The following is a 14,075-nucleotide window of genomic DNA, read 5'->3' as shown; positions in this document are numbered from 1 at the left end:
CTTACAGCATTAATATTTATCATGGTAATAACACCTCCTCTCCCTCATTCAAACCTGAGGTAATCGCAACTTGCTCTTTACCCATTGCACCTAGAACGACATATTGCTTCGCGTCACTAAACAAACTAGGCTTTAATACGTAGGCCTTACCTCGTTCGTAATGTACTGCGTCTAAAGAAAGTAGCAACTGCGGTGATTTATTGGCGATATCTATGCTTATTTTAGCCGTCATTCCCGGACGCATCATGGCGGTATCTGCATCTTCTATACTGGCAACGGCATCAAAAACAACCAATGGAACGTCTTGATTTTTAATTCTAAACACCGCACCTAATTCGGTAATTTTTCCGTCAAAGCTTTTTTCAGGGTTGGCGTCGAGTCGTATTTTTAACACTTGACCGACTTTAACTCGCCCCGCTTCAACTTCAGGAATAGTCATGTTGACCTGCATGTGGCGCAAGTCAGGAATACTTAACACTGAATCTCCAGAAAAAATATTTTGACCTTCAGCCACTTTATTTCCTTGTTGATCATTGCCATATACCACCATGCCATCTCGTGGGGCGATTAAGGTTAACGACTTAATCCCTTTTTCAAGCGCGGCGACTTCTGCGGAAAACTTCTGCTGATCGCCCGCTAACATCTTCATTCGCTGTTTTGCACTGTCTATTTCAAGCTGGATTTTCCGATTAATCAATTCCAGCCGAGCGTTAGCAATTACCGCGTCTCTTAAGTATTTTTGTTGATCGATAACCGAAACGGTCTCATCAGAAATATCGACCTTGAGTTGACTCTTTTCTTGAGTCATTTTGGCTTCTGCCAGTTGAAGCTTTAGCTCTTCTAGCTTTTTAGCATTACGCAATTTTGACGTTTCAATATCTTGAACCGTAGTGGCAAGCTCTGCCGATTTTACCGACAGCCTTTGCGTTAAGGTTGACGTATCAAGCTGAGCGACTCTATCGCCCTTCTTCACTTCACTGCCCTCTGGTGCCAACATTTTTACCTGATACTGCCAGACTCGACGCAGCGCAGGCGGCTTTAAGTTAACTGTATTGGCAGAAACAAGCTCACCTGTTACCTCAATTTGCTGGTCTAACAGTCCAGACTGTGCGCTTGTCACCACGTTTTGACTACAGCCCATAAGCGAGGCAGTGAGCATTAACGTACTGATTAGTTTTTTTCTCATGAAGAGGTCACTCCCGTTTCAATTAACACGCTCATACCAGGAATAATTTCTACACGTTCATCACGGTCAAACTTAATCGACAATTTAAACCAGTTACTGTTACCCCAAGCTGCCTGTCTTCGAGCTTGACGGCTAATATCTTCAATGCTGCCATTGAGTGTTACACTTGATTGAGAATCAAGCCTTAGACGCACGGGTTCGCCGATAACGACACGATCCACATCGACCTCATTCACCCAAGCAATGACTTCTAGCTCATTTAACGCTGGAATATTGGCCACTTGTCTGCCTATTTGCGCGTTATCACCTACCGAATACTTTTTATCCGACCAAGGGTCACGACCATAAAGTACTGGACCTGCAATATCGGCACGAAGTTCCAGTTGTTCAAGACCCGATAATGCTTGTGACAACTCAAGTTCTGCGCGCTTTTTATCAATCGCTAGCTGAGATAAAGACGCCGTACGCTTATCCTGAACCTCAGACAATACCTGGTGTTTCTTTGAAAGTTCCGATTCTGCTTTTAACTTATTAAATTGATTATCGGCATAATCTTTAGCGGCAATAAAGTCTACTGGAATCGCTGCATCTAATTGCGCCTTTTCTAATTCGAGCTTAGCTTGCTTAAGATCGAACTCAGCCTGTAACAACTGCGCAGTTAACTCTATTGATTGGCTCTGCTCTTGGGCAGTGACTCGTAACAAGCTGCCTTCTAGCTGTTCAATGCGGTTATCGATTTCACTTTTATCAAAAATAACCACCACCTGACCCGGCTCTGCCAAGCTGCCTTCTGGCATCATCCATTGAATTTGATAGCGCCAGGAGTCACCGGCCTTAGGCACGATAAAAGGTTGAGACACCACAGAAGCGACTTGGCCAGTCAGCAATAGCGGTATTAATTCCGCTTTGTGTATCGTTAACGCCGCCTTTGAAACTTCTGAGTCCGCTGTGTTCACAGTGCTCACTATATCGCGGGCCACTGTATTAACATCGGCACTCACATTTGCTTGGACTCCTGCACTGATTAACATCGCAAGCGACACTGACATCAACGTAAACATAGTCAAATTAGTCAAATGAGTCCGCTGCTTGGTCACAGCAATAAAAGCATCACGACGAACAAAAGCCTTATTGACGCCGTTAGTGAAACCATTCGCGAAGGAATAATTAACCCCATTAAGCTGCATTTTCACCTCGATTTTCACCTCGATTTTCACCTCGATTTTCAATTTCGATAATATCGCCATCACGCATACGAATAATGCGCTGAGCATACGCCGCAACCTCTTCTTCGTGAGTCACTAAAATGATGGTTTGCCCTGCTTGATGTAGCTCTGTAAACAGCGCCATGATCTCTACTGAGGTTTTGCTGTCCAACGCGCCAGTGGGCTCATCGGCTAATAAGATGGCGGGTCGATTCACTAAAGAGCGTGCAATGGCCACACGTTGTCTTTGGCCACCCGATAACTGGTTAGGTCTATGTTCGTGCCTCGCCCCTAAGCCAACTCGCTTAAGCAGTTCATGGGCATGATCTGTATCTTGCGCCGCTTCATCAGAGAAACGCAGTGGCAGCAACACATTTTGCAAGGCAGATAAGCGGGGTAACAAATGAAAACTTTGAAACACAAAACCAATCTCTTTATTCCGTACCGCCGACAATGCATCATCATCTAACTCTGCAACTTCTTGCTCATTCAGGCTATAGCTTCCAGAGGTCGGCTTATCGAGACAACCAATAATATTCATTAAAGTTGATTTACCAGACCCTGAAGGTCCCATAATCGCAACAAACTCATTTCTTGCGATAGAAAAGCTCACCCCATTGAGTGCTTTAACGCAACTCTCTCCCATGGGATATTCTTTAGCTAATTGATTAACTTTTATCATAACGTGCTCATGTGGCATGGGTTAATAACAATCATAGATACCGCTCTATCATACAGATAAGTGACTATTCTCTGATAAGTTGGACTGCAAAAAACTGTAAATAATCGCATTTTATAGGCATTACAAAGTAATTAATTATCCGACAGCATTTTTTACAAATTGTTCGACGAGGTTTTATTAAATCAGTCGTTTAGAGAGGAATGGACATCGAGTGATGTTAAAAACTGGTGGGTTTTGATTAAGCTGCATTTTTCTTCCTTGCTTCAGTCATTCCAATCCATTTGAAATACTTTATACAATTTACGCAAGTTCATAACTGAATGCAAGGATACACAAAAATTGAGATGGACAATATGTCTGCTACGAGTTTCCACTATCGCCCTCGCTTATTAAGCCAAACTAAATAAACTAAACAAAGGTCCGCTTGCCATACTCCGCCGAGTATTTAGCATGAGTTCAATAAACTTTTTTTGACTGCCTGCTTACCACTTCGCCCAAGTGAGCTTAGGCCTATCTCTGTGATGACCAGAAATTGGATGTTCTTAATCATTACCGTTCGCGCCGCTAATATTTTGAAATATAACAGACCAAACAAACGTGTGATCGCACAAGGAGATGCCAATAATGATTCTTAGGTTAGACGTATTCGGCAAGTTAATGTCAGTGATAAAAAAAGAGCAAGAATGCACCTATTTATTGAATCAGGAACAGGCATTCGTGTAAGGGTCTATGACATCGTCATTCCAACCGATTTCGCCGACAATGAGCTTGGGACTTACTTAGATGACATTTTTCATGAGTCTGCCTCTGATAAGCATCCAAAAGTCGTTAGGCTGAGTTAACAATTTAGTTATCCGAGAACTGCCCCTGCTAAGGTAAAGACGGCAATAGCTATAAAAAAGACCCATTGGAATAAATGCTTAAATGGCGATTCTAGATCCCCCATAAAACCGATATAGATTTGCCATATCGCAAACAAACCGAAGTTAAGCGCAATAAAAATCAACATACCAAAACTGTGCATGTATGAGATGGCCTCAAGCGAACACGCGAGCAGAACTGCACTGGACAAGAGTAAAAAAACTGAAACATAATGAAATACACCATGCATGGCAGCTTTAGCAATAGGATCAAAGTCGGCAGCCAGCGTAGGCTGTAAAAAATGTTTCAAGCCGTAAGTAAAATGACCGACAGTCGTCATGGTAGCAACAACCCCTGCAATCAGAAGATAGACATTCACAAAAGACTCCTATGACTAAACAAACCCATGACTCCACAGCACCACGAATACGAATACTTGTAGATAGTGACCTAGCAGCTAAATGCTTCATAAACCGTTAATAGGATAATAGACAGGACGTTAACAGGTATTGTTGCAATAAATACGCACGATTAAACAAAGTTAGTGACAGTCTCAAAAGAGCAACTAAACGTAATTTAGCGGCTCCATTTAAGCCCAGTAGTATTTCGCGAATGCTGATCTGCTAATACAAATACTTGCTACAAATAGCTGGTACTAATACCTGATACTAATACCAAGTGAGTATCATGCCTTCCCTACTGCTTCCGAGATTCTCGACATAACCGGCAAACTGTCACCGGCAAACAGTCTCTTACAAACCATCTCCTACAAGCTATCTCCTAAGCGAATAATCGAACTCAGGTCCAAAATGAGCGTAGGCGTAAACACAAATTACATGGTCACCATAGTCCAATAATCAAGACGTTTCTCTGGCTCAGCTAAAATGCTCTTGCAGGTTTCTTTATATTTGCCCATTAGTGGGCCTAAGCTTTTCGCATTTGGCATTGAGGCTCTATGCTTTTCGGCCGCCGCGGTTATTGCCGCTGACACTTGGTCTTGTGTTTTAAATTGTTGAGCGAGTTGCTTAGCTTGTTCACCCGAGACCGTTAAACGGTCAACCACTGCTGCCATCTGAGGTGAATTCATCTCGGATATGGCATCAGAAGCAATATGATAATAGGCAGCACAATCGGCAAGTTCGCTAACAAACGCCTCTTCAGCTTCTCCTGCAAAACTGTTAAAAGACAATGTACTAGCACTAAGCACAAATATTGCGAGGTTAATCTTTGCAAACATCGAAAGTATTCCTTTTATTTATTATCCAATCACTGCATTGACTGTATCTTATTTAGTTCTACTTTAGACCATGTTAAATATCAAGCGTATAGCTAAAAAACTCATTATCTTTTTTAAGTTACATTTAATGATTAAACAACTTATCTTTTAAGCCCTGTTTAACTTTAGGCCATTCAGTATCAATGATTGAATACACTACTGTGTCTCTAATCGTAGCATTTTCCAAAATCTGATGATTACGTAAAATTCCGTCTTGATTAGCACCTAGCCTACAAATAGCCTCGCGTGACGCTTGGTTTTGCACATGAGTCCTAAACTCTACCGCCATCACGTCCAGTGTCTCAAAGGCATAAGTCAGCAGGAGTAATTTTGTTTCGGTATTAACCGCCGTGCGCTGCGCACTTTTTGCATACCAGGTGTAACCCACCTCAAGTCGACGGTGTTGTTGTTGCCAATTACAAATACGAGTACAACCAACCACTTCACCAGAGTGACGACAACGAACGACAAAGGCTAACGCCGCACCACGTTGCTCTGCTTCTAACGCTGATGTGATATAAGCTTTCATATCATCAGGGTGTGGAGTATCAGTAAACCAAAGTTCCCATAAATTTCCATCTGCGACCGCGATACTTAACGCTGCTTGATGCTCCATCGTTAATGGTTCTAGGACAACATATTCACCAACCAAACTGGTTTCTTTAACGTCTGCGTTCACAACAACCTCCTGTCTTTTTATTGTTCTAAGCTAGCACGTTGGCGAGCATATTTTAAGCGAGCTATGAATGAAATTGCTTCAAGCTACCAACCACTTACCAGCAAAAGACTTACAAATAACGCGCGAAGCTCATTCCATCTTTTAGCGCTTTTGTTGGGGCGTCCAGCATTGGGGTTCCTAGATAGAGAAAACCGACAATTTGATCGTTTTCATTAAGCCCCAGAGAGTGATGCACATTAGCGTCAAACGCCAGTTCACCCGTTCGCCAAATTCCTCCTAAGCCTTGAGCAAAAGCGGCTTGCTGCATAGCCATTACTGCACAACCGGCGGATAAATGCTGTTCAAACTCAGGAACCTTGGCGTGTGCCGTCACTTTAGCAACAACGGTTATCACCATTGGAGCTCTAAGAGGCATATTTTTAGCTTTAGCGATAAAGTCACTATCGGCGCCTTTTGCTTTAAGCGCAGCAACGAAAATATCACCTAAGCGTGCTAAGCCATCCCCTTCAGCAATAATAAATTCCCAGGGTGTAAGACCTGCATGATCTGGTGCTCGGGTCGCTGCATCGAGAATATGCTGCAATTGCTGCTGCGTCGGTGCTGGGGTTGTCAGTCTTGGGGTAGATTGTCGAGTTAATAATAATTCTAATGCGTCCAACTGATTGTCCTTAATAACTATTTTTATAAATAATCATACTAACTTAAATATTTACTTACCGCTTAAAATTAGCATAAATTATCTACGAACAGGTATTGAGAGTATCAAGCACACACACAAAATCCCACCTATTTAGTGGGATTTAACCGTTAAACCGTTTATTCATTCCGGAAAATGCTTTAAATGCGGAGCAAAGCTTCATCGATTTACCTGAAGCTTTAACAGCCTCAAGCCAAACCATTACGCTTGGCAATGTAATAATCAAGGCTCGTATATCGCCCTCCGCCCATAAACACCAAGGCTAACAACATCAATAAGTAGGTGATAGCGAATTCAATTCCGTTATTCAAAATAACGAAATTACCTGAGCTCGTCAGCCATTCGTAGTCGCCATTGGCTTGTAGAATCTCTTTTGCTCGTTGTAGCTTTTCAGCTGAAGCCAATACGTTCTCATTGGCCAACCAAGAGCTTGCATCGGCAATCGCTAACCAACCATTATGGATATGAACACTAAAGGCCGCGACGAGCATGGTAAAGGCTAACGGAATCGAGATCAGACGAGTAGCAAAACCTATAACCAGTAATGCGCCACCAAAAAACTCTGTGCCAGCGGCTAAAGCAACCATCACCTCAGGGAAAGGTAGGCCTAATCCCCAATCCGGATTACCAAACCAAGCCGCTGTGTCACTAAAATTGGATAGTTTGTTGTATCCCGCTTGCATCAAAACAGGCGCCAAATATAAACGTAGCGCTAGCGGAGCAATCCCTTCGCCATATTTAAGTAAGTCCAATAGTTTTTGATAAAATTTAACGAGTTGCATATTGTTCCCTCTATAAATTAACCACCAAAGCGTCCTGCATCTTCCCTACTACACGTGTGGTCACCGATGAGGAAAAGTGCGTAAATGTTAAAAACGATAGATTTTTGATTTGATCATTTATTTAGCTATAAAGACCTTAGCTGCTGACACTATCTTTCATGAAAATGAAAAATAAACCACTCTTCTATACCCAAGTTACCTCAAGATGCAGGATTCAGAGTGATCTCAGCGTGTTTAATTCAAGGAAAATGAGTGCTGGAATGGCATTCCCTTTTAAACTTATTTGACACAGAAGTAGATACGCTGAGTCACTCCCGAAGGGCGAGTTTTATTGGCTTCTACTCTGCGTTGACGATTTTTAACGTAGAGCGACTATGCTTACAAATCTGCGCCTTGATTAGCAGCCAATTAATTCTCGCTGAAACGAGCATCTTGAAGTAGCTTGGGTATATAATTAACCATCTCGACTAAGCTCTATAAGATCTTCTTGTAGTGCAGCTAATTTTTTTTGAAAATGGCGCTTTTGCTTATCAGTAGCTTGCTGATTAAGCGAGATCAGCATAGCGCCAAACTTTTCGGTATTGGCATCTAATGAAGCTTTATAAGTATCCGATTTTAGGCTGTCAGGTTGAGTCATCAAAACCGTGAGACTGTGAGACAATGCCGCTTGGTTATGCCGATTCTTCAGCGCCTGTTGAAACAAGCGGATCCATTCATGACGATACTCAAGCCACATATCTAAAGTAGAGGCTCGCCCCAGATTATATTCATGTATTGTGTACTTCTGCTGTTCAGTTAGCCTGCCTAACCATTTTTTTATACGTTTATTCGTACGCTTGTCGGCCATTGCAATTAATGCTTGTTGATCTTTACCTAAGTACTTCTGATTCAACTCTTTCTCATCGAGCCTAAGCTGAGCAATAACCTGCTTGACTTGCTCGTCACTAAAAGAGCTAATAATGGGAACAAGTGACGGTTTTATAAATTCAAAAACACGCGACCAATGGTTTTTTGCCTGCTGAACATGATTAGCCCATAAGGTAGGCGTTAATGAGTTATCATTAATTGCTGTTGATAATTGGGACAGCTGCTGTTCATAGCGAACGAGTTCCTCTTTGCGGTGCCATATCAAAAAGCCGTTAAGTGCAGCATCAAACTGTGTCTGTTGCAAATCGTTTAGGGTGACATATTCGTCGAGTTTCCACTCGATTGCCCAATCTAAAAAGTAATATCCCATTTTAGTTGAGCACCCCGCTAGAGAGAGAATAAGCAGAGCCCATAGCCAGACTTTATTCATTGTTCACCTCTAATTGCGATAATTTGCGATAATTTGCGACTCTAAACTAGCATAGAACATAGGCAGGAATTCGCGCGATTACAAAATGTTAAACTCATTAGCCCGGTAGTCTTGAAACCTAGCGTTACAGGGTCTTTTACATAGTAGCCGCCGTTATAGAGTGCTTTTTGCAAAGAGAATAGAGAGAATAGAGAAAGGAAATCGTTCTGGATAGGCTCGCGATAGTTAACAGCTGGCAATTAACTCGTGATATTGCTCTGCACAATTTAAGTAGTCTTCAACCACGCTTGATGTACCGCTTACTTGTAAACTAACCATACAGCCATCTTTAACGAGATGATCGAACGCCATTTGTAACGCCCAGCACACAGCAAATACCCAGTAAAGGTCCACCGCAGAGACGACCGCATCTTTTGCATAGTTATTTAGATTTGGATGTCCAAGTAAGTAATTGCTAATCAGCCAATGCCGCTGCTGAGACGACAGAGAGTGACTTGCAATCACTGCCGCGAGATCACATAAAGGATGAGAGCGACAAGCGTATTCAAAGTCGATACATTTAAGCTTATCGTCGACGACTAAGATATTGTTGGGATTAAGATCTCGATGACTAAATTGCAGGTTCAATAAGCAGCCTGCTAAACGATGCAGCATCTCGTCCACCCCCTCAGACTTAGCAATGAGTTGATGATAAATATGTTGCCAACGCTTTAGTAAAGCAACATCAGCTCTACCCTGTTCTGCTGTTTTGTTAGCTGTATTGAGGCCGCTAGCTAAACTCATCTGCGAACGATTCAACTGCTGATGCATTTCAGTTAAGCGCTTAAGATATTGTTGCCACTGATTATCTATACTCATGACATTCGTTGGCGGCGGTAATTGTGTTAAGCCGTTTAATAATTCAAGCAGTTTCTTCTCGGCTTCAGGCCAGAGATTGTGGGTAGTTGTAATGGGTTGAGAGCCGTTTGCGCTAATAAGGTCATTCCAGCAGTGTTGCTCATTTTGTGAAAAAAACTCACTCAAATAGAAGCTATTATCAGGGCTAACATAGACCATACTGGGTGCTAGATTGCCCTGGTTTGCCAGTTGCCAATTTGCCACTTCATCGTCTCGATTACAGATCTGCGAACTTGCCCAGCTATTGAGTCTTAACACCCATTCTGCTTCACCCGCTTTACTTGGGTGTAAACCGCGAATGTAGTAATTTTGATTGCTTAAACCTTGGGTTAAAGGCGCTATCAGGCTGACTTTTGTCAGCCCTGATTGCTCAAGATAAGAGGCTAAACTCTGCACTAAAGTTTGAGGAGCAACGTCAGATTTAATATCGGCTTCAATCTCAGCCTTAGCCTCAGCTTTAGGCTCAGATTTAGGCTCGGTCATCGACTCAATTTTAGCGTGAGACATTTACGCTGCACCAACCGTTAAGTCTATATTTGTCGTGGTTTGCTGGCTTTTCATTTTACTGCGCCACATGTAATAACCAAACACCACCATGCCTAGATACAGTATAAATAAACCGGCAGTCAACATCAGGCCTTTACTGACGTACAGATAAATAGAAACCGCATCAATGATAAACCAATAAATCCAATTTTCGAGCACCTTCTTGGCGACTAAATACGTTGTCATGACCGCAAAACAGGTCGTTGCTGCATCTAAGTAAGGAAAAGCGGCTTGAGTTTGAGTCGCCATGAAATGACCAATCGCCAGTGCAATTAATGTTGTGATGCCGATAAGCTTGAGATGGGTTGAAAGTCGCCACGACACAATATTTACTCCATCATGCTTGTTACCTCCTCGAGTCCACATCCAATAACCATAAACCGCCATGGCCATGTAGTAGATATTGAGCACCGACTCCATCAACAAGGAGACTTTCCAAAACAGCACCGTATAAATCGCTGTGCTGATAAACGCAGCAGCCCAACACCAAATGCTGCCTTTCATGGCAAATATAAGATAAGCCAAAGCCAGTAATACCGCTACCGCCTCCCAAGCCGTTAAGGCTTCTGCTTCACTAAAAGCGGCAGTAAAATTATTGACTAACACTAGCCAAAAGTCAGACATATACAGGGCCTTATATTTAGTACAAAAAGCGCTTGCCCTAAATCGTTATCATAGAAAGTTAATGTAAAATGGTCACAAAATAGCAGAGGCAACTCTGTGACTCTGCTATCAGGTTAAATTATTCGCTGTGACTTAAATTTAGCTCACCACCAATAAACTTACACACGAAAACGGCTTTGCCCCATTTCTCGTGGGCGGCCTGCATTTCGATAGCAAGCATCGACATAACGTCGCTATATTCACCAACCACCTGCGTGGCCATAGCATTGGTGACTCGCTGGATGTTGTCGTACGAATCAACCCGGGCGATAAACCACTTAATCGGATCTAAGTAGTTATCTTGTAGTGGGTAGCAACTGATCTCTGCTGTTAATTTCATATTTTGACCTCTGCCGTTACTTTAACGGCACAATAATAGTGTTAATTTGATTAATTAAGGTAATACTGTTTAATTACAAAAACTTAACGTTAAGTGTGACCCCTATTTGGCGTGGATCACCATAGCGTATATATTGCTTATCTTCCCAGTCTAAATCAGGCTCATTACCAAAGTAGAAGCCACGAACGCCGTATTTTTCATCAAATAGGTTACGTCCCCACAGGTAAACAGACCAGATATCGGCCTCATAACCCACTTTTGTGTTTACCGTTTGGTAAGCATCTGATTTAGATTCATTGCTGTCTGAATAGTAGAAATCACTCTTACCGCTGGTATTGAGGTTTGCAAACCAGCCATTGTCGCTACGATAGGTGGCACCAATACTAAAAGTATAGTTGGGCGAATGCGCAAGCTCTCGGCCTGAAAGATCGACTAAGGCGCCATACTTATCTTCATATTGATAATCACCATAAGCGGTTTCTAACCAGCCAAGGCTACCGTATAGATTCAAGTTATCTGTGGCATACCAATTACCCTCTAGCTCGGCACCGTAATTATGCGAGCTACCAGCGTTTTCGGTAAATAGAATGAAGTTGCCCTCTTCTCCCGGAACCGTTGACTGCTGCGATGCTGCCACTTGCTGATCTTGTCTATCCATATAAAAAACGGCAAGATTAGTGGTCGCTTGTCCGTCTAACCAGCTCGACTTTAAGCCGATTTCATAGTTATAAAGAATCTCGGTGTCGTACTCTTTCTTATCTGCAAGTTCCACAGGAAGCGACATATTAAAGCCACCTGCTTTATAACCACGTGCCACACGAATATATGACTCATGGTTCTCGCTTAACGCTTTACTTAACGCGATATGACCGCCCCACATGGTTTCACTTGGTCCAAAATGGTCACCAGCAGAATCGCTATAATCGCTATCTCGACGTTCAACACGCAAGCCTACAGAGAGCGCATAACTGGCACCTAAATCTGAATCCAGCTGGCCAAATACGGCATAGTTTTGTGCTTCATACTCGGCGGATAACTGATTATAACTATCAAGGGTGTCGTTATCTTCCTGTAAGTCCATGGCGTAAACACCGATCAGCCAATCTGTACTGTCAGCGAGAATGCGCCCTGACTCAGTAGAGGATAATCTAAATTCCTGGGTCAACGTTTTTCGCTCACCTTTTTTGTCCCAGTTATATTCGTACTCACATGGGATACCACCGCAATCACGGCCAGCCCAATAATCAGGGTTTGCCCAGTCACCATCGTAATTGTGACGAGTATCAGATTGCGCTAACGAGGTCAATGATGTCAGCACAACGTTCTCAGAACCTGTGTAAATAAACTTAACAGATGAACCTGTCGTACGCTGCTTATCAACGCCGGGAGCGTCGGTTAGGGTATCGAAGCCATTATTGTCAAGCGTCCAGGCATCATAGCCATTATCATAGTTGGCATGTAACAAGGTTAAATCTATTTCTAGATCTTCCGTTGCGTACCAGCGCAATTTAGCGCGACCTGTAAATTCATCACGATTATTGGTATCACTGCGACCAAGATAGAGGTTATCTCGATAACCGTCTTGTTGATGCTGCTGTAGTGAGACACGGTAAAGTAAATTACCTGAATCGGTTAGCGGGCCAGAGCTAAAACCACTAAAGGTTTGCAGGTTATCGTCACCTAATGAGACTTCAGCTCCGTGCTCAAAAACGTCTGTCGGATCATTACTCTTAAGGTAGATCAGACCCGCCAAGGCATTCGCGCCATAGCGGGTACCTTGTGGACCACGAAGCACTTCGACTTGTTGTAGGTCATACATGCTTGAGACCATGCCCAAACCTGATAGATCGATATCGTCTACGACAAAGCCCACCGAAGAGTTGGGTGCACCCTGATACTCTTCTTGTTCACCGACACCACGAATTTGGAAGTATTTAGGGCGAGAGCTACCACCAGACCAGTTAAAGTTAGCGATAGTATTTAGGATATCTTCAAAATGCTGCGCCCCTTCATCTTCAATTTGTTGCTGATCGATAACGGTGACACTTGATGGCATTTTTTCTAATGGTGAACCACGAAAATCAGATGTCACTACCATGACTTCGATATCATCATTAGCCGTTACAGTATCGTTGTTTGCAAAAGTATTAGAAGACGAGATTGCAGCAATAACCGCAAGGGCTATTGGCGAATAAGATTTAAGACTTAACATAGGACCTCAAAGTAAAATTTTGAGATCCGGCATCAGTAAAGAAGCGATCGGAAAATGAATTGTGGCCCATTCCTACGCCGGTATTAGCCGGATCAGGTTCAAAGGGTTCGTTTTGCAACATCTCAGTCAAAACCTGTAAATCCAACTTTCGATTTATAGACTTTAACACCCCTTGGCGAGCGCGATTATACATGAAATTTACAAATTGATGACAGACTTCTTAAAAAACCAGCTTCTTTATGCATAAAAAAACGTCAGTTTAGCTGACGTTTTTTAACTATTTAGGATTTCAGAGCTTGAAATTAAGCAAAGCTCCGCTTAATTAATTTGAAAAAGCTTTTCTAACATAGAGTTCAAATCGTGTTGCATTAGCATTAGGGGCAACTGCGCTCACCTGCAGATGCTGCTTACCATGTAACTTAACCGCTTTCCAACTGACGCCTTCATCATCGATTGTCATGCCATTGACATCAAACCAAGTGAACTTATATTGCAGCCTGAGATCGGTTGATACCTGACTGACGAGAGTGCCTGTCCCACGCAAAAAACCACCCTCTGGAAGAGTCATGATATTGCTTACTTGAACCTCTTTACCGAAGCTATTGCTATCGATTCGCACTTCCCCATTTGAGCCAGCCATTACACCGGCAGTATGTGGAGCACATGCCGTGATGACAAATGCAGTAAACAGTCCTAATAAAACCTTTCTCATATTTATCCCCTTCTTCGCGGCAACGTCTATTGTGTTTATA

At 42.7% G+C, this 14,075-nt stretch carries 15 protein-coding genes and 1 riboswitch; of the genes, 1 reads left to right on the top strand and 14 read right to left on the bottom strand.

Going from position 1 to position 14,075, the window contains the following annotated elements; translation table 11 throughout:
- Nucleotides 1–19: 19 nt before the first annotated feature.
- The 3 genes from ACVBIL_RS09700 to ACVBIL_RS09690 are packed head-to-tail and all read right to left on the bottom strand — an operon-like array spanning nt 20 to nt 3,073.
- Complete coding sequence (locus tag ACVBIL_RS09700) at nt 20–1,186, bottom strand: efflux RND transporter periplasmic adaptor subunit (RefSeq protein WP_447166775.1); 1,167 nt, start codon at nt 1,184–1,186, stop codon at nt 20–22.
- Nucleotides 1,183–2,373 (bottom strand): HlyD family secretion protein, encoded by a 1,191-nt coding sequence (locus ACVBIL_RS09695; RefSeq protein ID WP_447166774.1) that lies wholly within the window; start codon nt 2,371–2,373, stop codon nt 1,183–1,185. Before ACVBIL_RS09695 ends, ACVBIL_RS09700 begins: the two co-directional genes overlap by 4 nt.
- Nucleotides 2,363–3,073, bottom strand: a complete 711-nt coding sequence (locus ACVBIL_RS09690; protein WP_447166773.1) for an ABC transporter ATP-binding protein — start codon at nt 3,071–3,073, stop codon at nt 2,363–2,365. The genes ACVBIL_RS09695 and ACVBIL_RS09690 overlap by 11 nt, the downstream gene beginning before the upstream one ends.
- A 683-nt stretch (nt 3,074–3,756) precedes the next feature.
- On the opposite strand from ACVBIL_RS09690, the gene ACVBIL_RS09685 reads away from it, so the two are divergent.
- Nucleotides 3,757–3,915 (top strand): DUF7661 family protein, encoded by a 159-nt coding sequence (locus ACVBIL_RS09685; protein ID WP_447166772.1) that lies wholly within the window; start codon nt 3,757–3,759, stop codon nt 3,913–3,915.
- 8 nt (nt 3,916–3,923) lie between these two features.
- Here the strand turns inward: ACVBIL_RS09685 and ACVBIL_RS09680 are convergent, their stop codons facing one another.
- The 11 genes from ACVBIL_RS09680 to ACVBIL_RS09630 all read right to left on the bottom strand — a co-directional run bounded on the left by ACVBIL_RS09680 (nt 3,924) and on the right by ACVBIL_RS09630 (nt 14,035).
- Nucleotides 3,924–4,313 (bottom strand): hypothetical protein, encoded by a 390-nt coding sequence (locus ACVBIL_RS09680; protein WP_447166771.1) that lies wholly within the window; start codon nt 4,311–4,313, stop codon nt 3,924–3,926.
- A 453-nt stretch (nt 4,314–4,766) separates the two neighbouring features.
- Nucleotides 4,767–5,171, bottom strand: a complete 405-nt coding sequence (locus ACVBIL_RS09675) for a hypothetical protein (RefSeq protein ID WP_447166770.1) — start codon at nt 5,169–5,171, stop codon at nt 4,767–4,769.
- 124 nt (nt 5,172–5,295) lie between these two features.
- Complete coding sequence (locus ACVBIL_RS09670) at nt 5,296–5,889, bottom strand: GNAT family N-acetyltransferase (RefSeq protein WP_447166769.1); 594 nt, start codon at nt 5,887–5,889, stop codon at nt 5,296–5,298.
- A gap of 109 nt (nt 5,890–5,998) precedes the next feature.
- The gene (locus ACVBIL_RS09665) at nt 5,999–6,547 is read right to left on the bottom strand and encodes an NAD(P)H nitroreductase (protein WP_447166768.1); all 549 of its coding nucleotides are present in this window, start codon (nt 6,545–6,547) and stop codon (nt 5,999–6,001) included.
- A 227-nt stretch (nt 6,548–6,774) separates the two neighbouring features.
- Complete coding sequence (locus ACVBIL_RS09660; RefSeq protein ID WP_447166767.1) at nt 6,775–7,368, bottom strand: HvfX family Cu-binding RiPP maturation protein; 594 nt, start codon at nt 7,366–7,368, stop codon at nt 6,775–6,777.
- A 454-nt stretch (nt 7,369–7,822) separates the two neighbouring features.
- On the bottom strand, nt 7,823–8,665 hold the full coding sequence (locus ACVBIL_RS09655; protein WP_447166766.1) for a DUF6279 family lipoprotein: 843 nt from the start codon (nt 8,663–8,665) through the stop codon (nt 7,823–7,825).
- Nucleotides 8,666–8,890: 225 nt separating this feature from the next.
- The gene (locus tag ACVBIL_RS09650) at nt 8,891–10,069 is read right to left on the bottom strand and encodes a phosphotransferase (RefSeq protein ID WP_447166765.1); all 1,179 of its coding nucleotides are present in this window, start codon (nt 10,067–10,069) and stop codon (nt 8,891–8,893) included.
- Complete coding sequence (pnuC, locus tag ACVBIL_RS09645; RefSeq protein ID WP_447166764.1) at nt 10,070–10,732, bottom strand: nicotinamide riboside transporter PnuC; 663 nt, start codon at nt 10,730–10,732, stop codon at nt 10,070–10,072.
- A 118-nt stretch (nt 10,733–10,850) separates the two neighbouring features.
- The gene (locus ACVBIL_RS09640) at nt 10,851–11,111 is read right to left on the bottom strand and encodes a YkoF family thiamine/hydroxymethylpyrimidine-binding protein (protein ID WP_447166763.1); all 261 of its coding nucleotides are present in this window, start codon (nt 11,109–11,111) and stop codon (nt 10,851–10,853) included.
- A 73-nt stretch (nt 11,112–11,184) separates the two neighbouring features.
- Nucleotides 11,185–13,323 carry a TonB-dependent receptor gene (locus ACVBIL_RS09635; protein ID WP_447166762.1) on the bottom strand — a complete coding sequence of 713 codons (2,139 nt, stop codon included), beginning with the start codon at nt 13,321–13,323 and terminating at the stop codon, nt 11,185–11,187.
- Nucleotides 13,324–13,375: 52 nt separating this feature from the next.
- Nucleotides 13,376–13,506: riboswitch (TPP riboswitch) on the bottom strand.
- A gap of 139 nt (nt 13,507–13,645) precedes the next feature.
- Entirely contained in the window at nt 13,646–14,035 is a 390-nt protein-coding gene (locus ACVBIL_RS09630) for a YcfL family protein (protein ID WP_447166761.1), read from the bottom strand.
- Between the last annotated feature and the right edge of the window lie 40 nt (nt 14,036–14,075).

Source organism: Shewanella sp. 125m-7 (genome assembly GCF_052977045.1).
The sequence above is the reverse complement of the archived record's forward strand: the minus strand, read 5'-3'. Positions and strand labels throughout refer to the sequence as shown.

What these genes read in the sequence shown, in the direction of transcription:
- ACVBIL_RS09700 (WP_447166775.1), bottom strand. Translation starts at nt 1,186, where the DNA reads ATGAGAAAAAAACTAATCAGTACGTTAATGCTCACTGCCTCGCTTATG.
- ACVBIL_RS09695 (WP_447166774.1), bottom strand. Translation starts at nt 2,373, where the DNA reads ATGCAGCTTAATGGGGTTAATTATTCCTTCGCGAATGGTTTCACTAAC.
- ACVBIL_RS09690 (WP_447166773.1), bottom strand. Translation starts at nt 3,073, where the DNA reads ATGATAAAAGTTAATCAATTAGCTAAAGAATATCCCATGGGAGAGAGT.
- ACVBIL_RS09685 (WP_447166772.1), top strand. Translation starts at nt 3,757, where the DNA reads ATGCACCTATTTATTGAATCAGGAACAGGCATTCGTGTAAGGGTCTAT.
- ACVBIL_RS09675 (WP_447166770.1), bottom strand. Translation starts at nt 5,171, where the DNA reads ATGTTTGCAAAGATTAACCTCGCAATATTTGTGCTTAGTGCTAGTACA.
- ACVBIL_RS09660 (WP_447166767.1), bottom strand. Translation starts at nt 7,368, where the DNA reads ATGCAACTCGTTAAATTTTATCAAAAACTATTGGACTTACTTAAATAT.
- ACVBIL_RS09655 (WP_447166766.1), bottom strand. Translation starts at nt 8,665, where the DNA reads ATGAATAAAGTCTGGCTATGGGCTCTGCTTATTCTCTCTCTAGCGGGG.
- ACVBIL_RS09650 (WP_447166765.1), bottom strand. Translation starts at nt 10,069, where the DNA reads ATGTCTCACGCTAAAATTGAGTCGATGACCGAGCCTAAATCTGAGCCT.
- pnuC (WP_447166764.1), bottom strand. Translation starts at nt 10,732, where the DNA reads ATGTCTGACTTTTGGCTAGTGTTAGTCAATAATTTTACTGCCGCTTTT.
- ACVBIL_RS09640 (WP_447166763.1), bottom strand. Translation starts at nt 11,111, where the DNA reads ATGAAATTAACAGCAGAGATCAGTTGCTACCCACTACAAGATAACTAC.
- ACVBIL_RS09635 (WP_447166762.1), bottom strand. Translation starts at nt 13,323, where the DNA reads ATGTTAAGTCTTAAATCTTATTCGCCAATAGCCCTTGCGGTTATTGCT.
- ACVBIL_RS09630 (WP_447166761.1), bottom strand. Translation starts at nt 14,035, where the DNA reads ATGAGAAAGGTTTTATTAGGACTGTTTACTGCATTTGTCATCACGGCA.